The organism is Chryseobacterium sp. GP-SGM7, from assembly GCF_049166575.1.
GTDB lineage: Bacteria > Bacteroidota > Bacteroidia > Flavobacteriales > Weeksellaceae > Chryseobacterium.
The window spans coordinates 1,668,135-1,689,081 of sequence record NZ_JBMHFF010000001.1 but is presented as its reverse complement, the minus strand read 5'-3'; the positions used below and the strand labels follow the sequence as shown (position 1 = coordinate 1,689,081).

Annotated in this window: 24 protein-coding genes; 23 read left to right on the top strand and 1 reads right to left on the bottom strand. The window is 33.7% G+C overall.

Annotation, left to right across the window (positions count from 1 at the left end):
* Positions 1-115 precede the first annotated feature (115 nt).
* The 3 genes from ACOOWA_RS07540 to ACOOWA_RS07530 all read left to right on the top strand — a co-directional run bounded on the left by ACOOWA_RS07540 (position 116) and on the right by ACOOWA_RS07530 (position 2,241).
* Positions 116-622: a hypothetical protein gene (locus tag ACOOWA_RS07540; RefSeq protein WP_421374295.1), complete on the top strand. Its 507-nt coding sequence runs from the start codon at positions 116-118 to the stop codon at positions 620-622.
* Between the two features lie 207 nt (positions 623-829).
* Positions 830-1,486, top strand: a complete 657-nt coding sequence (locus tag ACOOWA_RS07535; protein ID WP_421374293.1) for an outer membrane beta-barrel protein — start codon at positions 830-832, stop codon at positions 1,484-1,486.
* Positions 1,487-1,566: 80 nt separating this feature from the next.
* Positions 1,567-2,241: an outer membrane protein gene (locus ACOOWA_RS07530; protein ID WP_421374292.1), complete on the top strand. Its 675-nt coding sequence runs from the start codon at positions 1,567-1,569 to the stop codon at positions 2,239-2,241.
* A 221-nt stretch (positions 2,242-2,462) separates the two neighbouring features.
* Here ACOOWA_RS07530 and ffh read toward each other — a convergent pair whose 3' ends face one another.
* On the bottom strand, positions 2,463-3,824 hold the full coding sequence (ffh, locus tag ACOOWA_RS07525; RefSeq protein ID WP_421374290.1) for a signal recognition particle protein: 1,362 nt from the start codon (positions 3,822-3,824) through the stop codon (positions 2,463-2,465).
* 178 nt (positions 3,825-4,002) lie between these two features.
* Between ffh and ACOOWA_RS07520 the strand changes: the two genes are divergently transcribed.
* From ACOOWA_RS07520 to ACOOWA_RS07425, 20 genes are all read left to right on the top strand, one after another.
* Positions 4,003-4,380: a hypothetical protein gene (locus ACOOWA_RS07520; RefSeq protein ID WP_421374288.1), complete on the top strand. Its 378-nt coding sequence runs from the start codon at positions 4,003-4,005 to the stop codon at positions 4,378-4,380.
* Between the two features lie 87 nt (positions 4,381-4,467).
* Complete coding sequence (gene atpB, locus ACOOWA_RS07515) at positions 4,468-5,544, top strand: F0F1 ATP synthase subunit A (RefSeq protein ID WP_421374287.1); 1,077 nt, start codon at positions 4,468-4,470, stop codon at positions 5,542-5,544.
* Between the two features lie 41 nt (positions 5,545-5,585).
* Positions 5,586-5,792 (top strand): ATP synthase F0 subunit C, encoded by a 207-nt coding sequence (gene atpE, locus ACOOWA_RS07510; protein ID WP_066676872.1) that lies wholly within the window; start codon positions 5,586-5,588, stop codon positions 5,790-5,792.
* A 90-nt stretch (positions 5,793-5,882) separates the two neighbouring features.
* A complete protein-coding gene (locus ACOOWA_RS07505; protein WP_421374286.1) occupies positions 5,883-6,377 on the top strand; it encodes a F0F1 ATP synthase subunit B in 495 nt (164 codons plus the stop codon).
* Positions 6,378-6,379: 2 nt separating this feature from the next.
* Positions 6,380-6,919: an ATP synthase F1 subunit delta gene (atpH, locus tag ACOOWA_RS07500; protein ID WP_267264718.1), complete on the top strand. Its 540-nt coding sequence runs from the start codon at positions 6,380-6,382 to the stop codon at positions 6,917-6,919.
* Between the two features lie 18 nt (positions 6,920-6,937).
* Positions 6,938-8,515, top strand: a complete 1,578-nt coding sequence (gene atpA, locus ACOOWA_RS07495; protein WP_421374285.1) for a F0F1 ATP synthase subunit alpha — start codon at positions 6,938-6,940, stop codon at positions 8,513-8,515.
* An 85-nt stretch (positions 8,516-8,600) separates the two neighbouring features.
* A complete protein-coding gene (atpG, locus tag ACOOWA_RS07490; RefSeq protein ID WP_421374283.1) occupies positions 8,601-9,470 on the top strand; it encodes an ATP synthase F1 subunit gamma in 870 nt (289 codons plus the stop codon).
* A 96-nt stretch (positions 9,471-9,566) separates the two neighbouring features.
* On the top strand, positions 9,567-10,928 hold the full coding sequence (locus ACOOWA_RS07485; protein ID WP_421374281.1) for a hemolysin family protein: 1,362 nt from the start codon (positions 9,567-9,569) through the stop codon (positions 10,926-10,928).
* An 11-nt stretch (positions 10,929-10,939) separates the two neighbouring features.
* The gene (locus tag ACOOWA_RS07480) at positions 10,940-11,245 is read left to right on the top strand and encodes an ATP-dependent Clp protease adaptor ClpS (RefSeq protein ID WP_421374280.1); all 306 of its coding nucleotides are present in this window, start codon (positions 10,940-10,942) and stop codon (positions 11,243-11,245) included.
* A 137-nt stretch (positions 11,246-11,382) separates the two neighbouring features.
* A complete protein-coding gene (gene udk / locus ACOOWA_RS07475) occupies positions 11,383-11,997 on the top strand; it encodes a uridine kinase (protein WP_421374278.1) in 615 nt (204 codons plus the stop codon).
* Positions 11,998-12,000: 3 nt separating this feature from the next.
* Positions 12,001-12,357 carry an FtsB family cell division protein gene (locus ACOOWA_RS07470; protein WP_421374277.1) on the top strand — a complete coding sequence of 119 codons (357 nt, stop codon included), beginning with the start codon at positions 12,001-12,003 and terminating at the stop codon, positions 12,355-12,357.
* Between the two features lie 104 nt (positions 12,358-12,461).
* A complete protein-coding gene (locus ACOOWA_RS07465) occupies positions 12,462-13,625 on the top strand; it encodes a methylmalonyl-CoA mutase family protein (RefSeq protein WP_421374275.1) in 1,164 nt (387 codons plus the stop codon).
* An 87-nt stretch (positions 13,626-13,712) separates the two neighbouring features.
* A complete protein-coding gene (locus tag ACOOWA_RS07460) occupies positions 13,713-14,003 on the top strand; it encodes a GxxExxY protein (protein WP_421374274.1) in 291 nt (96 codons plus the stop codon).
* Positions 14,004-14,300: 297 nt separating this feature from the next.
* Complete coding sequence (locus ACOOWA_RS07455; protein WP_421374272.1) at positions 14,301-15,449, top strand: class I SAM-dependent methyltransferase; 1,149 nt, start codon at positions 14,301-14,303, stop codon at positions 15,447-15,449.
* Between the two features lie 107 nt (positions 15,450-15,556).
* Positions 15,557-15,829 carry a hypothetical protein gene (locus ACOOWA_RS07450; protein ID WP_421374271.1) on the top strand — a complete coding sequence of 91 codons (273 nt, stop codon included), beginning with the start codon at positions 15,557-15,559 and terminating at the stop codon, positions 15,827-15,829.
* Between the two features lie 141 nt (positions 15,830-15,970).
* On the top strand, positions 15,971-17,350 hold the full coding sequence (locus ACOOWA_RS07445; protein WP_421374269.1) for a dipeptidase: 1,380 nt from the start codon (positions 15,971-15,973) through the stop codon (positions 17,348-17,350).
* Positions 17,351-17,437: 87 nt separating this feature from the next.
* Positions 17,438-18,145, top strand: coding sequence for an SDR family oxidoreductase (locus ACOOWA_RS07440; RefSeq protein ID WP_421374268.1), 708 nt, complete (start codon positions 17,438-17,440; stop codon positions 18,143-18,145).
* A 229-nt stretch (positions 18,146-18,374) separates the two neighbouring features.
* Complete coding sequence (locus ACOOWA_RS07435; protein ID WP_421374267.1) at positions 18,375-19,121, top strand: electron transfer flavoprotein subunit beta/FixA family protein; 747 nt, start codon at positions 18,375-18,377, stop codon at positions 19,119-19,121.
* 73 nt (positions 19,122-19,194) lie between these two features.
* Complete coding sequence (locus tag ACOOWA_RS07430; RefSeq protein ID WP_421374265.1) at positions 19,195-20,142, top strand: electron transfer flavoprotein subunit alpha/FixB family protein; 948 nt, start codon at positions 19,195-19,197, stop codon at positions 20,140-20,142.
* A 189-nt stretch (positions 20,143-20,331) separates the two neighbouring features.
* A complete protein-coding gene (locus ACOOWA_RS07425; RefSeq protein WP_421374263.1) occupies positions 20,332-20,931 on the top strand; it encodes a bifunctional nuclease family protein in 600 nt (199 codons plus the stop codon).
* The last annotated feature ends 16 nt before the right edge of the window (positions 20,932-20,947 follow it).

The window sequence follows — 20,947 nt, the reverse complement described above, 5'->3', positions numbered from 1 at the left end:
TTATAAAGCAAGGCAGTTTTTGTCTTGCTTTTTTGTGTAATTGAGATTCCTGCGGCATTGTGTTTGCTGTACAAGAAAAATCTTTGAGTTAATAACATACTTTAAATTATTAAAAATGAAAAAATTACTATTACTAGGTGCATTTGCATTGTTTGGTGGAGTGGCACAAGCTCAGTCAGGATTTAAGTTGGGAGGTCACATTGGTGCTCCTGTAGGTGATGCTTCAAGTGTTTCATCTTTCACTTTGGGAGTTGATGCGGCTTATATGTGGACTGTAATGAAAGGTCTGGATGTGGGTATTGCTTCCGGATATTCGCATTTTTTCGGGAAAAACAGATGGGAAGACTTTGGTTTTGTTCCTTTGGCTGCATCAGGAAAATATAAATTTAATGGTCTTCCGCTTTTTGTAGGTCTGGATCTGGGAGGTGCTATTTCTACTAAAGATGGTATTGATAGCGGTCTTTACGTATATCCAAAAGTAGGTTTTCAGTTACCTAAAGCAGAATTATATTTAGGTTATCAAAATATTGGTAGCGAAAGAGGAGACTGGGAAAGAAGAGACCGAAGAATTGATTCTAATTTTGGTGCAATTAATTTAGGCGTAAATTTCTTTTTGAAATAAATACTTAAACAACAATAATGAACTCTGATTGAAAAATCAGAGTTTTTTTATGATAATTTTTGAAAAAATAACATTTATATCTCTTATGTGCGATTTCTACATGATAAAACATAATATTCATGGGTGATATTAATCACATTAAGAAATTTTAATATTGAAAATTACCCTTATAAATTTGCAGCCAAGAAAGTATAAAATTATTATAAAATGAAAAAATTATTAGTAGCTAGTGCTGTTGCACTTTTCGGTTTATCTAATGCACAAATTGCTAAAGGAACTGTATATTTATCAGGATCTGTAGGTTATTCCCAGGAAGAAACTAATAACGGAAACTCTAAAGTTGAAGACTTTAATGTACTTCCAACTGCTGGATTTTTCGTAGCACCAAACTTCGCAGTAGGTTTAGGAGCTGGTTTTCAGACTCAAAAAAGCACTGTTATTTCTACAGTTACAAATCCTGCATTTACTACAGTAAATACTACAGAAGTTAAAAATCCTGCATTCGTAATTGCTCCTTTTGCAAGAAAATACTGGACTTTGTCTGACAAATTATATTTCTTCGGTCAATTGGCAGTACCAATGCAGTTTGGAAAAGTTGAAGGTGAAGTTTCTTCTGTATCTACAAACGGAACAACTACAGTTACTACTTCTACTTCTTCAGAAGCTAAGTACACTTCAGTTGGAGTAACAGTAAAACCAGGTTTAGATTATTTCTTAAACAAAAACTGGACTATTGAAGCTACAATCGGAGAATTCGGTTACAACAACTTCAAACCAAAAAACGGTGATGCTACAAACAACTACAGCTTCGGTTTAAACCTTGCTAATGTAGGTATCGGTGTTAAATATGTTTTTGCTAAATAATTAGTAAACATAGATTGATATAATCCTGAGAAATTTTCTCAGGATTTTTTTACAATTAAAATTAAATATTTCAATATACAATGAAAAAAATACTACTAACCTTTACCGTTTTAATGGGAGCTCTCAGTTCTGCACAAATTTCTAAAGGAACAGTTTATTTGTCTGGGCAGGCCGCTTATTCCAAATCAGGCAATGAGAATAGTGCTTCTCAATATGAAAATTTTAAAATACTTCCTACTGCGGGTTTCTTTGTTGCACAAAATTTAGCTGTAGGTCTTGGAGTAGGTTACACACATCAAAAAACGTTTCAGCAGGAAATTTTGACTATTGGAAATATCTACTGGAATCACTTGAGAGATGATAAAAATTCTGCTTTTGTAGCAAGCCCTTTTGTAAGAAAATACTGGATTCTTTCAGACAAACTATACTTTTTTGGCCAGTTGGAAGTTCCTCTTGAGTTTGGTAAAAGAGAATCCTATGAGTCTTATAATCCTTTTGGAAGCCCGATCAATGGAACTTACATTATTGGAAATATATCTACCTACAGCGCAAATTATACTTCTATTGGAATTAATGTAAAGCCGGGACTAGATTATTTTATCACCAAAAACTGGACGATTGATGCAACTTTAGGTGAATTTGGGTATAAATCTTATAAACTTGATTTGGAAGAGTCCCAAAAAGTAAACAGAGTAGATGGAGGATTAAAATTATCATCTGTGACACTCGGCGTAAAATATGTTTTCTCTAAATAGTATATAAGACTTCTATCCATATCAATCCTGAGAACATTCTTGGGATTTTTTTGAATGTTTAAAAAATCTAAACATATAAAGTCATTTTTCATTCTTCCCGTAATAAACTGAATTTTATTTCTTATGATGTCTTATGGTAAAACAAAAAACTCTCAGATTTTCTCTGAGAGTTGTGTATATTTCAAAGCCATTAGCCAAAAGCAAATAGCTATTTACAATCGCTATTTTCCGAACATTCCGCCCATTCCGGGCATATTTGGCATTTTGCTCATCATCTGCATCATTTGCTTTCCTTGAGGACCCTGCATCATCTTCATCATTTTTCCCATTTGGTCAAACTGTTTCATTAATGCGTTTACGTCTTCAATTTTTCTTCCTGCACCTTTGGCGATTCTGTTTTTTCTCTGAGTATTGATAATAGAAGGTTTTCTTCTCTCATCCGGCGTCATAGAATGAATAATTGCTTCGATATGTTTAAATGCATCATCGCTTATTTCAACGTCTTTAATGGCTTTTCCAACTCCGGGAATCATTCCCATCAAGTCTTTCATGTTACCCATTTTTTTGATCTGATTGATCTGTTTTAAGAAATCATCAAAACCAAATTCATTTTTAGCGATCTTTTTGTGAAGTTTTTTCGCTTCCTCTTCGTCAAACTGCTCCTGAGCTCTTTCTACTAAGGAAACAACGTCTCCCATTCCTAAGATTCTGTCGGCCATCCTTTCCGGGTAGAAAAGATCCAAAGCTTCCATTTTTTCCCCTGTAGAAATAAATTTAATTGGCTTTTCAACCACCGAACGAATCGTTAAAGCAGCTCCACCACGGGTATCACCGTCTAATTTCGTTAAAACAACTCCGTCGAAATTCAAAGTATCATTGAAGGCTTTTGCAGTATTCACCGCATCCTGACCTGTCATTGAATCGACTACGAAAAGCGTTTCATTAGGTTGAATAGTCGTATGAACAACTTTAATCTCGTTCATCATCTGCTCATCAATCGCCAAACGACCTGCGGTATCTACAATTACAATATCATGACCGTTAGATTTAGCAAAAGCAATCGCATTTCTAGCAATACTTGCAGGATCTACAGAACCTTCTTCCGTGAAAACCGGAACTCCGATCTGTCCGCCAAGAACTTTCAACTGATCAATTGCCGCTGGACGATAGACGTCACACGCAACCAATAAAGGTTTTTTTGTTCTTTTAGTTTTTAAATAATTAGCTAATTTCCCTGAAAAAGTTGTTTTACCGGAACCCTGAAGTCCGGCGATCAAAATCACAGAAGGTTTTCCTGAAAGATTGATTCCTTCCTGAGAACCACCCATCAAATCTACCAATTCGTCGTGAACGATTTTCGTCATCAACTGTCCCGGAGTAAGTGAAGTAAGAACGTTTTGTCCCAAAGCTTTATCCTGAACTCTTTTGGTAAGATCTTTAGCTACTTTATAGTTAACATCGGCATCTACCAATGCTCTACGAATCTCTTTTACGGTTTCCGCAACGTTGATTTCGGTAATTTTTCCACGTCCGGAAATATTATGAAGGGCTTTGTCTAATTTATCCTGTAAACTATTAAACATATGATATCTATATTATGGATTGCAAAAATAACAATTTTATATCTAATAACCTTAGCGTGATTAATATTTTAAAAAGTTTGACTCTTTTAAAAGCTTTGCCTAATTTTTAATTTTGAAAATACGGTATCATTTTTAACTAAAAAATATCATCTCTTAGTGTTGATAAATTTTTATAGTTTTGCAGCCAATGGAAAAGTTGATTGTTGTTTTAAAAGGATTAGGGTTGTTTTTGTTGATGTCTGCTGTTTTATTTTTTGTACAGTGGCAATTGGTAGAAAAAAAATTAGTCGTACTTGATTATAAAATCCATTTTCTTATATTTTTTATTACACTCATCAGTTTATTAACAATTTTAATTGTTTTCGCCCTTGAAAAAAAGAATATCATAGGATTTGTTTTTCTTGGATTTGTGGTTTTTAAAATGTTTGCAATAGGATATATTGCTCTGTTTGAGGAAGATTTTAAACTCAATGTGGTATCATACTTTATTCTGTACTGGATTTACCTTTTGATAGAAGTTGTTTTTATTTTAAAATTAGTAAAAAAACAAGACTAATATCATGTAATATAAAATTGAAGAATCGCTAAAAATCGAATAAAAATTTATATTTTTGCAAAAATTTTAGAAATAAAAGTCTAGATCATGAGTTTTAAAAAACTGTTAATTGCCCTTTCTCTTTTTGTCTTCTGCTTCTCTTTTGCAGAAACACATGAAGGTACTGCGGAAGCTGCAAAGGATGAAGTTTACAATCCGGTTCCATTTATTATGCACCATATTGCTGATGCACACAATTGGCATCTTTGGGGTGAAGGTCACAATTCTGTAGGGATTTCTTTACCTGTAATTCTTTGGGATAACGGCTTGAAAGTTTTCAGTTCTGAAAAATTCGGACATGAAGAGGAAAAAGTAGCTGAAGTAGATGGTAATTTCTACAAAGTACACCACAATAAAATTTATTCTACGAATGCTGCAGGTGATTTAGAAATGCACGACGGTCATCCGACGAATAATGAGCCTTTAGATTTTTCAATTACTAAAGTTGTTGCTCAGATGCTGTTAGCTGCAGTGATTTTATTAATTATTGGTTTTGCTTCAGCGGCAAGTTATAAAAAATCTCAGGTTCCTACAGGAATCGCAAAATTTATGGAGCCTCTGATTGTTTTTGTAAGAGATGATATTGCTTTACAAAACATCGGTTCAGTAAGATACAGAAAATATGTGCCTTATCTGGTTACTTTATTCTTATTCATCTGGCTGTTGAATATTTTAGGATTGCTTCCTGGCTCTGCAAATACAACAGGTAACATTGCTTTTACAATGGTTCTTGCAGTATTTACATTATTGATTGTTAACTTAAGCGGTAGAAAAACTTACTGGATGCACATGTTGGATCCTTTGGGAAAAAATATGCCATTCGGTGGGAAAATTTTAATCTACATTATCCTTATTCCTGTAGAATTATTAGGAATTATCACTAAACCTTTTGCATTGATGATTCGTCTTTTTGCTAACATGACGGCAGGACACATCATTATTATGAGTTTGATTTCTTTGATCTTTATCATGAAAACTTACTTCATCACTCCGGTATCATTAGGTTTAGCATTATTTATCTATGTATTGGAAGTATTGGTAGCGGCTTTACAGGCTTATATTTTTACCATGTTAACAGCATTATTTATCGGGTCGGCTGTAGAAGAGCCTCACCACGATCATTAATTTAGAATTAAATAAAAAAATAACTTTTTAAATATAATATTATGACAGGTAGTATCGCAGCAATCGGAGCTGGTTTAGCAGTAATCGGAGTTGGATTAGGTATTGGTAAAATTGGTGGAAGCGCAATGGAAGGTATTGCAAGACAACCAGAGCAATCAGGAAAAATCCAAACTGCAATGATTATCGCAGCAGCTCTTATCGAAGGTGCTGGTCTATTCGGTATCGTAGTAGCATTACTAGGTAAATAAGAATAGTAAACAAACAGAATTCTACAAACGGTTGGTTTGTAGAATTCTTTTAAAAAAGTTAAAACAAACTAAAAAAATAATTGATATAAAATGGAATTATTAACTCCTTCAATTGGTAACATATTCTGGACAGCAATAGTATTTTTATTATTGGTAGTTCTTCTTAAAGCATTTGCCTGGAAGCCTATCCTTAGTGCTGTAAAAGAAAGAGAAGACAATATTCAGGATGCTCTTAATCAGGCTAAATTGGCTAAAAAAGAAATGGAAACTCTTAAAGCGGATAACGAAAGAATTATGCGTGAGGCTAAAATCGAAAGAGATGCTATCTTAAAAGATGCAAGAGAAATAAAAGAAAGAATCGTAGCTGAAGCTAAAGAAGCTGCGAAGTCTGAAGGAGATAAATTAATCGAAGCTGCAAAACAAACGATCAACGCTGAGAAAAATGCTGCAATGGCAGATATCAAATCTCAAATTGGTACTTTGTCTGTAAATATCGCAGAATCTATCCTGAAGCAAAAGCTTGAAAATACTGAAGCTCAGAACGAATTGGTTCAGAATTATTTAAACAAATCAAATCTTAACTAAGAATGCTTACATCTAAAGTAGCTAAAAGATACGCACAAGGTTTACTGGAATTCACAACTGAATCCGGGCAGACTGAAGCGGTTTTTTCTGAAATGAAAGATGTGGTAAAGATTATGTCTGAATCTGCGGATTTGAACAAGTTTTTCCTGACACCTTATGTTGATGCTAACAAAAAGACTGAGATTGCAAATGAAATTTTTAAAAACTTTTCGCCTGTTGCTCAGAATTTAATCAGATTAATCATCAAAAACGGAAGAGAAAGCCAGCTTAAAAATGTTGCCCAGCAATTCATCAATAAAGTGGAGGACATCAACGGTGTTCAAAGAATTACTTTAACGACTGCAACACAACTTTCGAATGAAAATATCGAGCAAATTCTAAGATCTACCAATCTTGTAAATTCAAGCGCAACTTTCGACCTTGAAGTTAATGTAAAACCTGAAATTTTAGGAGGTTATATTTTAAGAGTAGGTGATCAGCAAGTTGACGCTTCTGTAAAAGCAAAATTGGATAAGATTAAAAAAGATTTTCAATTAAATTAAGAAAAAAACAACCATACAATGGCAGAAATAAATCCAGCAGAAGTATCTGCGATCTTAAAACAGCAATTGGCCAACTTTGATACTCAATCTAATGTTGAGGAAGTGGGTACAGTTCTTACCATCGGTGATGGTATTGCTCGTGTTTACGGGTTAGAAAATGTACAATACGGAGAGTTGGTAAAATTTGCTAGCGATGTAGAAGGTATTGTACTAAATTTAGAAGAAGACAACGTAGGTGTTGCGCTTTTAGGTGAAAGTAAATTGGTAAAAGAAGGTGATACTGTAAAAAGAACCAACAGAATTTCTTCTATCAAAGTAGGAGAAGGAATGCTAGGTAGAGTAGTTGATACTTTGGGTAACCCAATCGATGGTAAAGGTCCTATCACAGGAGATTTATACGAAATGCCATTGGAAAGAAAAGCTCCGGGAGTTATCTACAGACAGCCGGTAACTGAGCCTTTACAGACAGGTATCGTTGCGATTGACTCTATGATTCCTGTAGGAAGAGGTCAGAGAGAGTTGATCATTGGTGACAGACAGACAGGTAAAACTACTGTTGCGATTGATACAATTATCAACCAAAAAGAATTTTTTGATGCTGGTCAGCCAGTTTATTGTATATATGTTGCAATCGGGCAGAAAGCTTCTACAGTAGCTCAGATTGTAAAAACTTTATCAGATAAAGGTGCTTTAGCTTATACAGTAATTGTTGCAGCTAATGCTTCAGATCCGGTTCCTATGCAGGTTTATTCTGCAATGGCAGGTGCTTCTATCGGAGAATTCTTCAGAGATTCTGGTAGACCGGCTTTGATCGTTTATGATGATTTATCTAAACAAGCGGTTGCTTACCGTGAGCTTTCTCTGCTTTTGAGAAGACCACCGGGACGTGAGGCTTACCCGGGAGACGTTTTTTATCTTCACTCAAGATTATTGGAAAGAGCTGCAAAAGTTATCGCTGATGACAACATCGCAAGCCAAATGAACGATCTACCTGAGTCTTTAAGACCAATCGTAAAAGGTGGTGGTTCTTTAACTGCACTTCCGATTATCGAAACTCAGGCAGGTGACGTTTCTGCATATATTCCAACGAATGTAATCTCTATTACAGACGGACAGATTTTCTTAGAATCAGATCTATTTAACTCGGGAGTTCGTCCTGCAATCAACGTAGGTATTTCTGTATCTCGTGTTGGAGGTAATGCTCAGATCAAATCAATGAAAAAAGTTTCTGGTACATTGAAGCTTGACCAGGCTCAGTATAAAGAACTGGAAGCTTTTGCTAAATTCGGTTCTGATCTTGATGCTTCTACTTTAGCGGTTATTTCTAAAGGAGAAAGAAACGTAGAATTGTTGAAGCAGCCGGTAAATTCTCCACTTCCTGTTGATAGCCAGGTTGCTATGATTTATGCAGGTACAGAGAACTTAATGAGAAATGTTCCTATCAAAAAAGTAAAAGAATTCCAAAAAGAATATATCGACTTCCTTAGATCTAAGCATCCTGAAACTATGGCTGCTCTTAAAGCTGGAAAAATCGATAACGATATTACAGGTGTTCTTAAGCAGGTTGCTACAGATTTAGCTTCAAAATATAACTAAAAATTAGTTGATGATTGTTGGTTGATAGTTGACAGAATTTTCTAAAACTAGCAACCAACAACCGACAACCAACAACTAACCAAATATGGCAAACTTAAAAGAAATACGAGGAAGAATCAGTTCAATTTCATCTACGATGCAGATTACACGTGCTATGAAAATGGTTTCGGCAGCGAAACTGAAAAAAGCACAGGATGCCATCGTAATGTTGAGACCTTATTCTGAAAAACTTCAGGAAATCATCCAGAATGTAAATTCTAGTTCAGATCCTGATCAGGTTTCTGTTTATGCTCAGGCAAGAGAGGTGAAAAGAGTACTTTTTATTGCTGTAACTTCAAACAGAGGTTTAGCAGGTGCTTTCAATTCTTCTGTAGTAAAAGAATTAAACCACCGGTTTCAGGAAAATGCTCAGTACGACGTTGAAGTTCTTACCATTGGTAAAAAAGTTTATGATGCTGTAAGAAAAAGCCGTACAGTGTATTCAAACGAAAGCGTAGTTTTTGACAGTCTCAGGTTTGATAAAGTTTCAAACATTGCGGAAAGCGTAATGGCAAGCTTTGTAGAAGGTAAATTTGATGAAGTTTATTTAATTTATAATAAATTCATCAATGCTGCAACTCAAGAAGTAATTACTGAGCAGCTTCTTCCAATCTCAATGGTTGAAACTGATAAAGAAGAAACTCAAACAGAAACTGATTATATCTTTGAACCCAATAGAAATGAAATTTTAGGTAATTTAATTCCAAAATCTATTAAAACTCAAATGTTCAAAGCAGTTTTAGATTCTGTAGCTTCAGAACATGGTGCGAGAATGACGGCAATGCACAAAGCAACCGACAATGCTCAGGCTTTGAAAAATGACTTGGTTATTTTCTACAACAAAGCAAGACAAGCTGCCATCACAAACGAAATCTTAGAGATTGTTTCAGGAGCAGAAGCTTTGAAAAACTCGTAATAAAATATTCAAAAAATATGAAAGCACCGATAGAGTCGGTGCTTTTTTTGTTAGTTTTATTTTATATATCTTTGCATAAATAATTATAATTTCTAAATGGATTCGGACATAGTCAGGCTTTTGCTAGCCTTGTTTCTTGTATTGTTAAATGGCTTTTTCGTAGCCGCAGAATTTTCAATTGTTAAAGTTCGTTATTCACAAATTCAAATCAAAGCTGCCGAAGGCGATTCGATGGCAAAACAGGCAGAGCATATTATCAAGCATCTTGATGAATATCTTTCTGCTACTCAGCTTGGTATCACTTTAGCTTCGCTTGCATTAGGTTGGGTAGGTGAAAGTGCAATGCACCATGTGATTGATAACTTATTCCATTCTTTAAATATTAGCTTTAGCGAATCCACAATTACAACCATTTCTCTGGTTTGTAGTTTTTTGATTATTACGGTAATGCATATTGTTTTTGGGGAATTAATTCCAAAATCGATTGCGATTAGAAAATCTGAAGCGACAACGATGGCAACCGCAGTTCCCTTGAGAGTTTTTTACACGATTTTCAAACCATTTATCTGGTTGATGAATTTAATGTCTAACGGATTTTTAAGATTAATTAAAATTCATCCGGCTTCTGAACAGGAAATTCACTCTACGGAAGAACTTCAGCTTTTGGTAAAACAATCTGCAGACAGCGGAGAAATTGAAGAAGAAAATTACGAAATCATAAAAAATGCATTTGATTTTACCGATCATTCGGCGAAACAAATCATGGTTCCGAGACAAAATATTACATCGATTGATTTTGCAGATGATTTGAATGAAATTATCAACAAAATCATGGAAAGCGGATATTCTCGTATTCCGGTTTACGAAAACTCGATTGATAATGTGATTGGCGTTTTTTATACCAAAGAAATTATCAGAGAATTTGTTAAAAGAAAAGGCGTTTTAAGTCATGAAGATTTAAGAGAATTGATGCGTGATTCGTTTTTTGTGGTCGGAAGTAAGAAAATTTCAGATTTATTGAAGATTTTCCAACAGAAAAAACAGCATTTGGCTATTGTTATAGATGAATTTGGCGGAACTGAAGGAATAATTACTTTGGAAGATATTTTGGAAGAACTTGTAGGTGAAATTCAGGATGAAGAAGATGATGAAGAAAAACTCGTTGATAAAGTTGGCGAAAATACATATTGGGTAAAAGCAACACAGCCTTTAGACGAAATCAATGAATCTTTACCTAAAAAACTGACTGTTTCTGAGGAAAGTGAGTATAATACTTTAGCAGGATTTATTTTGCACGCTTTAGAGGATATTCCGGAAGAAAACCAGGAATTTGACCTTGAAAATTATCATTTCAAGATTTTAAAAATGAATAATAAAAGCGTTGAAATGGTAGAATTGGTTTATAAGGAACCAAGCAATATTGTAGACGATATTTTAGACAAATTAGGAGAAGATTAAAATTTTTAAAAATGATTTTTTATAATAACATAAAAGATTACGAAAATCCGAAACGTAAGTACGATGAAGACGTTCTCGTTTTGGATGAAACTGATGAAGTTTACAAATTAATTTTACATAACGATGATATTCACACTTTTGATGATGTAATCGAAGCATTAATTCAGATTTGCAAACATGATCCTATTCAGGCAGAACAATGTACAATGTTGGTACATTATAAAGGAAAATGTACGGTAAAAACAGGTTCTATGGACTTATTAAAACCAATGCACGAAAAATTAATTTCACGAAGCTTAACCAGCGAAATCGTATAATGCAAACTCCGGCAATCGTCGGGGTTTTTGTTTGGGAAAAAATCATTGAAATTTCATAATGAAAAAACTTCCATCTTCCCACTTCCCACTTCCGTCATAAATACTATCTTTGTAAAAACTCTAAAGAAATAAACAGAATGCTTGTAATAGGAATTGCCGGAGGAACGGGTTCGGGCAAAACTACGGTTGTTGATAAGATTATTCAGCAACTTGATATTGATGGAATGAATATGCTTTCTCAGGATAATTATTACCATGACAATCATAATCTTACACTTTCGGAACGGGAAGCTTTAAACTACGATCACCCAAAATCCATCGATTTTGATTTGTTGATTCAGCATGTAAAAGCTTTAAAGAATAACGAATCTATTGAGCAGCCTATTTACAGTTTTGTAACACATGGAAGAACCGGAGATCATGTCACAGTAGAGCCAAAAAATGTTTTGGTCGTTGAAGGAATTCTGGTTTTAACCAATAAAGAATTACTGAAAGAATTTGATCTGAAAGTATTCGTTCATGCTGATTCTGACGAAAGGTTAATCAGGAGGATTAAAAGAGATACGCAGGAAAGAGGAAGAGATCTGAACGAGGTTTTACACCGTTATCAGACTACTTTAAAGCCAATGCATCAGGAATTTATAGAACCTTCAAAAAATGAAGCCGATTTGATTATTCCAAACATGAGACAAAACTCTGTTGCGATTGATTTTTTAACGACTGTTATTAAAAATTCACTTAGAAAACATTAAAAAATGGCTGAGAAAGAACTCATTAAAGACATTAAACCAAAATCGGAAATTTTAAAATTTATTCAGGATTATGTTCTGAATAAATACGTGATTGCAATCTGTCTTTTTTTGGTCTGGATGATTTTCTTTGATAAAACTTCATTCCTGGTAATCAATGAGTTGAATGGTGAAATCAATAAGTATGAAGAACAGCTCGATTATTATAAATCGGAATATGAAAAGAATGACAAATTCTACAAAAAACTGATGAATAACAAGTCTGAGAAAGAAAAATATGCCAGAGAAAATTACTTCATGAAAAAACCGAATGAAGAAATTTTCATTCTGGTAGTCGATAGTGCAAAAATTGCTAAAAAATAATTCTAAAGTAAATTGTCAATAGTCAATTATCTTCGCTGTCTATTTTTTTTTAATTTATCTGCGAATCAAATTGCTCATTACCCATTACCAATTACTCATCATTTATGTCAAACTCTGAAACCTTCTCAAACTGGGAAAATCTTGTTAAAAAACAGCTTAAAACAGAAGATATTTACACCATTCTGAAAAAAGAAAATTTAGAAGGAATTGAGGTAAAACCTTTCTACAATTCTGTGGAAAAACCGATGCCAAATCTTCCAAAAATAGAAGAAAGTACCCATTTGGTGGCAACTTACCACGAAAGTCTTGAAGATGATGTTTTTGCATTTTTACTCAATGAAAATGTTGAAAATCTGGTAGGAAAAACTGTTTTTGTTAATAATAAAGATTTGGCAGAACACATCAGTCCGCAAGACGAAGATCAATATTTTTCTTTGATTGATGTTTTTGATGAAAAAAATGCTGAAATTAATGACCAGTTGGTAAAAGAACTTTTAACAAAGGATTTTAAAAGAAATATTTGTGTAGATATTTCGTTTCATCAAAATGCAGGAGCTGCAATTTTTCAACAATTGGGAATTGCATTGGCAAAAACTAAGGAATTAATTGAAGTTTACGGAACTGAAATCATCAATAAATTACTTTTCAGAATGGCTGTTGGAGGAAATTATTTCTTTGAAATGGCAAAAATCCGTGCTTTTAAACTGGTTTTTAATCAATTGTCAAAAGAATACAGCTTAGATGAAATCCCTTATATTTTTGCTGAAACTTCTTTGAGAAATAAGTCGGTTTCAGACAGTGAAAATAATTTAATTCGTTCCACATTAGAATTAGCTTCGGCAATGATTGGTGGAGCAGATGCAGTTTACAGCAATAATTATTTAGTTGAAAAAAGTACAGACAATTCAGAAGAAATTTCGTTCAAACAACAAATTGTTTTAGCCTATGAAAGTATCATCAATGTATTTGAAGATGCTTCAAACGGAAGTTATTACATAGAAGATATTACCAATCAGATCGCCGGAAAATCCTGGAATTTATTTACTGAAATTGAAGAAAACGGTGGTTATCTTAAACTTTTGAAACAAGGAACTATTCAAAAAAAGATTTACGATCAGGCTGTTGAAGAGCAAAAATGGGTAGAAGAGGGTAAAATAAAACTGATTGGCGTAAATTTATATCCAAAATTGGAAGTAAAAAAATCGATTGAGGAATTATATAATCAAAGCGAAATAAAAGCGGTTCGTTGGGCTGAAATGTTTGAGTGATTTTCCCACGGATTACACAGATTTTCACAGATGACTAATGTTTATTATCATTCTGTAAAATTTTATAAACATAAAACACATTTACCGATGAAAGAAAATGAGATAAGTTTCTATGTCAGAAAAGCAATATTTTCTGTGTATAACGAGCTTGGACCAGGGCTTTTTGAGAAAGTTTATGAAAAGGTTTTAATGTATGAGTTGAAAAGTTATTGTCTAAAAGTGAAAAGTCAGGTTCCTATATCTGTTCAATTTAAAGATATGTTTATTGATTCCAGTTTTTTAAAGCTTACGGGTTTAAAATTGGGAATATTAGTGAATTTTAATACTGATTATATTGATAAAAGCATATTCAGAAAATTAAATGGAAATTTAGATTAAAATTAATTATGAATGTCTTTCGTTGGTAATAATTTAGTTTTAGGAGTTTGTTTGTCATTCCGCAGGAATCTCAACAGAGCCAGAATATAGCAGCTTAGATTCCTCCGGAATGACAAAATTACTGTTGATTTAGAGTTATGATTAAAAACTAGATTCATAAAATTTTTCAAGATTATAAAAATTAATTAGTTGAGTTTAACATCAAATTGTCTACATTGATTTTTAGCGTAATATCTGTGAAAATCCGTGAAATCTGTGGGAATAAAATAATAGTGATTAATTTAAATAGAAATATTCGTGCATTCGTGGCATTCCAATAAAGAAATTCAAGAGTATATCAATAAAAATCTTCAGGCAGATTTACATTCTTTGTTATTAAAAAAATCTCCCTTCCCTGAAATTTCCATGCAGGAAATTGTTCAGCAAATCAAAGGAAAACAGGTTGCCCAAAAGAAATTCCCCTTTTTATTGCAAGACGGAATTATTTTTCCACCACAATTGAATTTGGAACAATCTTCTTCAGAAAAGACAGCAGTTTACAAATCAGAAATTTTAAAAGGAAAGAAATTCATCGATCTAACGAGCGGTTTTGGGATTGATGCTTATCATTTGTCGAAAAATTTTGAAGAAATAACTTTGGTGGAACAAAATGCTGAACTTTTAGAAATTGTAAAGCATAATTGGACTATTTTAGGCAAAAAAGCGAAGTTCATTAATCAAAAATTAGAAGATTTTCTGAACGGTAATAAAGAGGAATTTGATGTCATTTATCTTGATCCGGCGCGAAGAGATCAGAATAAAAATAAAGTTTTCCTTTTGGAAGATCTCTCTCCCAATATTTTGGAAATCCAGGATAATTTGCTTTCTATTTCAAGAGAAGTCGTTATAAAATTATCTCCTTTAATTGATCTTAAATATCTGGTTTCTGTTTTAAAAAATGTTTCAAAAATAGAAATTATTGCTGTTCGGAATGATGTGAAAGAGATGGTTGTCTTCCTTTCTGAAAATTATTCAGGAGAAATTATCTGCAATTGTATTAATCTTGAAAGTGAAGAAACAGAATTCAGTTTTAAAATTGATGCTGAAAAAACCGCTCAAACAGAGTATTCTGAACCGAAAAGATTTATTTATATTCCAAATAATACGATTTTAAAAGCCGGAATTTTTAATTTAGTTTCAGAAAAATTTGAGCTTAAAAAACTGCATCCAAATACACATTTATATACTTCTGAAAGTAGAATTGATGATTTTCCGGGAAGAATTTTAGAAATGGAAGTAATTGATTCAAAACAGATTAAAAAGAAAGATCAGTTTAATTTGATTTCGAAAAATTATCCGTTAAAACCTGAAGAAATCAAGAAAAAGTATCAATTAAAAGATGGAGGAGAGCGGTATCTTATTTTTACACAATCCAAAAAAGGTAAAATAATATTAAAATCAGTCTAAAAATGTTGCCGAAAAATGCAATATTTCTTATTTTTGGGCAATTAAAAATTCAGGAATTGAACATTTAACACAATTCCATAAGATTATATAAAAATAAAAATCTGCATATGAAAAAATTAGTTCTATGTTTAGCTCTTGCAACGATAGCGGTAAGCTGTAAAAAAATTCAGGCCGGAGGAAATAAAAATGTTATCAAATTGGAAGAAGGTGCAGAAAGATATTCTGATGATCACCAAGGTGGTACAGAATCTCACGGTACACACGAAACTGCAACTCCTGCTCATGCAGAACCAGCTCACGGTACTCACGAAACTGTAGCTCCAAAAACAGATTCTGCAGCAGCTGTAAAGCATGAAGAAACTGCAAAAGCAGAGCACTAATTTTTCTGAAAATAGAATAAAAATCCTGCAGTTTTGCAGGATTTTTTATTTATAAGATAAATGTCACTTGTATAAAAAATAAAAGCTTTTTGTTTGTGGTGACAAGACAATTTTTTTACTTTTAACAAAATTAAATTTACAATGCAAGAAACATTAAATTACATCAACGAAAACAAACAGCGTTTCGTGGATGAATTGTTTGAGTTACTTAGAATTCCTTCTATTTCTGCTGATCCGGCTTACAGCAAAGACGTATTGAAATGTGCGGAAGTTTGTGCAGAACACCTAAAAAATGCAGGTGCGGATAATGTAGAAGTTTGTTCTACCAAAGGTTATCCTATTGTTTTTGGTGAAAAATTAATCGACGAAAAACTTCCTACGGTTTTGGTTTACGGTCATTACGATGTACAACCTGCAGATCCTTTAGAATTGTGGAAAAAACCACCTTTTGAGCCTTACATTGAGAAAACTGATCTTCATCCTGAAGGTGCAATCTTTGCAAGAGGTTCTGCGGATGACAAAGGACAGTTTTTTATGCAGATTAAAGCATTTGAAGCAATGATGAAAACCAATTCTCTGCCTTGTAATGTGAAATTTATTCTGGAAGGTGAGGAAGAAGTGGGTTCTGTAAGTTTAGGAAGTTGGGTGAATGAAAACAAAGAAAAACTTTCTTGTGACTGTATTTTGATTTCCGATACACATATCTACAGCAACGAACAACCAACTGTTACGACAGGTTTGAGAGGTTTAAGTTATGTGGAAGTTGAAGTAGAAGGTCCAAACAGAGATTTGCATTCAGGTCTTTACGGTGGTGCAGTTCCGAATCCTATTCATGTTTTGTCAAGAATGATTGCCAAATTAATAGATGATGACGGACGTATCTTAATTGATGGTTTTTATGATAATGTAGAAGCTGTTTCTGACGAAGAAAGAGCAGAAATGAATAAGTTGAAAGATAATCCTGCAGAATTTAAAAAATCAATAGGCTTAAATGATGTTGAAGGCGAAAAAGGGTATACTACTTTGGAAAGAACTTCAATTCGTCCAACGTTAGACTGCAACGGAATTTGGGGCGGTTATACCGGTGAAGGTGCAAAAACAGTGATTCCTTCTAAAGCTTCAGCTAAAATTTCGATGCGTTTGGTTCCTTATCAGACTCCGGAAGAGATTACAGAAAAGTTTACAAAATATTTTGATAAAATTGCTCCGGCTAATGTAAGAGTAAAAGTCACCCCGCATCACGGTGGAATGCCTTATGTTTTACCAACAGACACAAAAGAATATTTAGCGGCTAAAAATGCAATGCAGACTGCTTTTGGAAAAGAAGTTTTACCTTATAGAGGTGGTGGAAGTATTCCGATTACATCCATGTTTGAGCAGGTTTTGGGAGCTAAATCAGTTTTAATGGGATTTGGTTTAGATTCCGACGCGATTCATTCACCAAACGAACATTATGGATTATTCAATTTCTATAAAGGAATTGAAAGTATTCCTATGTTTTTTGATAATTATTCGAAATAATTTAAATAAATTATTGAGCAATCTCAGTATGACAAAACGCTCCAAATTGGAGCGTTTTTGTTATTTTAGGGTTTTAAAATTAAAATTATGATTCAAAATAAAGTTGCGTACATTACAGGAGGAACAAAAGGTATAGGATATGGAATTGCAAAAATCTTGCTCGAAAATGGTGTTTCAGTTGCATTTTCAGGGAGGAAGAAAGATGATGTTGAAAAAGTGGAGAATGAATTAAAGCAATATTCTCAGAATATTTTAGGATTAGTTTCTGATGTAAAAAGGCTGGAAAATGAATCTGACGCTGTCAAAAATATCATTAAAAAATTCGGAAGATTAGATTTTGTTATTGCTAATGCAGGTTTAGGGATATTTAAGCCAGTTGATGAACTAAGCTCAGAAGAATGGAATGATATGATTGAAACTAATCTTACCGGGGTTTTTCATACTTTAAAAGCTTCCATTGAAGAAGTAAAGAAAACGGAAGGGTATTATATTACCATTTCAAGCTTGGCAGGAGCTAATTTCTTTGAAAACGGAACGGGCTACAATGCTTCAAAATTCGGAGTTGTAGGTTTTACCCAAGCTGCAATGATAGATTTAAGAAAATATAACATCAAGTCTACTGTAATTATGCCGGGTTCTGTAGCTACAAATTTTAATGGAAATATTCCTTCAGAAAAAGATTCATGGAAAATTCAGCCGGATGATATGGGGAATTTGGTATTGGATATTTTAAAAATGAATCCTAGAGTTTTACCAAGCAAGATTGAGTTTAGAGCAACAAAACCAAATGCTTAGAAACATATAATGCGTTGAATAATAATTAAATAAGTATTATGCATGCATAATATATTTTTTATTTATATTTACAAAACTTAACAAACAAAAATAGCTTCTCAAAATCTGATCATTTTACGAAGCAAAACAGAAAAATGTATAGTAATGAAATCGCTATTAACAGTACGTGGAGATAAGTACCTGTGAAGATTGGCGATTCCATATGATCATAAAAAAATAAAATCTACATATGAAAATATTAGTTTGTATCAGTAGTGTTCCGGATACTACTTCAAAAATCAACTTTACAGCAGACAAATCTGCATTCGACAAAAACGGAATTCAGTGGGTTATTAATCCTTTGGATGAATTTGCTTTAACAAAAGCGATTAAATTACAGGAATCTCAGGGAGCAACGGTAACTGTAATCAATGTAGGTGATGCTGTAACTGAACCTGTTATCAGAAAAGCTTTAGCAATCGGTGCAAATGATGCGGTAAGAGTAAATCTTGATCCGAAAGACAGCTATTCTACAGCGAAAGAAATTGCTTCTGTAGCTCAGAATGGTGGTTATGATTTAGTTCTTTGTGGCAAAGAATCTATCGATTACAACGGTGGTTCTGTTCCAGGAATGGTTGCTCAGTTGTTGAATCAGCCTTTCGTAAATGCGTCAGTTGGCTTAGATGTAAACGGAGGCGAAGCTACTGCTGTAAGAGAAATTGAAGGTGGTAAAGAAACTATTTCTGTAAAATTACCTGCTGTAATCGCTGGTCAGAAAGGTTTGGTGGATGAAAAAGATTTAATTATTCCAAACATGAGAGGGATTATGTCTGCAAGAACAAAACCTTTGCAGGTTGTAGAGCCTACTTCTTCTGAAGTGAAAGTTCAGGGAGTTTCTTATGATTCAGTTCCGCCAAGAGCAGCTGTAAAAATCGTTTCTCCGGATAATTTAGATGAGTTGGTAAGACTTCTTCACGAGGAAGCTAAAGTAATCTAATACTAAGATGAAGGCTGAGCTTAAGTTTAACCTTAGCCTGAACCTAAACCTTTAATTTAAAAATTTAAAAATCATGGCAGTATTCGTATACGCAGAAAATATAAACGGAATTTATAAAAAAGCGGCTTTTGAAGCAGTTTCTTATGCTAAAGCAGTGGCTGATCAAGCGGGAGAAACCGTTACGGCAATTTCTGTTAACCCAACAGATTCTTCAGATTTATTGTATAAATATGGAGCAACAAACGTAATCAACATCAAAGATGAAGGTCTTAAAAATTTCTCGGCAAAAGCTTATGCACAGGCTGTAAGCGAAGTTGCAGACGGAAATATTTTAGTTTTCCCTCATACAACGGATGCTTCTTCGGTAGCGCCAATGTTGGCAGTAATGAAGAATTTTTCTTTAATTACCAATGTTTTGGAAGCTCCGGAAAGCCAGTCTCCCTTTCAGGTGAAAAGAAAAGCTTTCTCTGGAAAAGGATTTATGCACGCAAAAGCTGAAGGAAATGGTGTAATTCTTACTGTTTCCCAAAACGCTTTCGGGGTTAAAGAAAACGCTGTTTCAGGTTCTGAAGAAGTGAAAAATCTATCTGTTTCTAATGAAGACACAAAAGTAATTTCTCATGAGCAAAGTTCCGGTAAATTAGACCTTAAGGAAGCTGAAGTTGTAGTTTCTGCAGGTAGAGGGATGAAAGGTCCTGAAAACTGGGGAATGGTAGAAGAATTAGCAAACGTTTTAGGTGCTGCTACAGCTTGTTCAAAACCGGTTTCAGATATCGGATGGAGACCTCATACGGAACACGTTGGACAAACTGGTAAAGCGATCGCTCCAAATCTTTACATTGCGATCGGTATTTCTGGTGCAATTCAACATTTGGCGGGTGTTAACTCTTCTAAAACAATCGTTGTAATCAACAGTGATGCTGAAGCTCCGTTCTTCAAATCGGCAGATTACGGTGTAGTAGGAGATGCTTTCCAGATTATTCCGGCATTAACAGAGAAAATTAAAGCTATCAAAGGATAAGAAAGTGAATGGTGAATAGTCAATTCGCTCTGCTTGTCAATTTTTAAATTTAAATAATTCACTTGCGAAGCAAAATTCACTATTGATTTTTGACAATCAACAATTAAACAATAAAAGCTCGGCTTCCGGGCTTTTATTTTTGTCTAAAAAGTAAAATAAACTTTGAAAAATTAATTTATATTTGTAGCCATGGATTATAAACAGCTAATCATACGCGGAATATCGTACAGCCAGACACAATCTGGAGCTTACGCATTGCTATTGGAACATGAAGAAACAAACGTTAAATTACCCGTTGTTATAGGGAATTTTGAAGCACAATCCATTTCTTTAGGTCTTGAAAAAGATATTCATCCGCCACGTCCCCTTACCCACGATTTATTTACAAAATTTATCGTTTCTGCCAATTATCAGTTGGTTTCTGTGATTATTTATCAGATTGTTGACGGTGTTTTCTTTTCAAATATCAATTTTAAAAATTCAGAAACTAAGGAAGAAATGATTCTCGATGCAAGAACATCTGATGCAGTTGCAATGGCAGTAAGATTTGATGCCCCCATTTATACAACGCAGCAGGTTTTAAGCGAGGCGGGAATTTTATTGGAATTAGAAGAAGTTTCAAAAGAAGAAGAGCATTTTTCTGAAACCGTACAATCGGAAGACAGTTTGAAATCTATTTCAATGGATGAATTACAAAAACTGCTTGATGAAGCTGTAAAAGAAGAGGATTTTGATACGGCTCTTGAAATTCAGGAGGAAATCAAAAGACGCAAAAAGAATATTGACTAAAGATAGTATAATTATA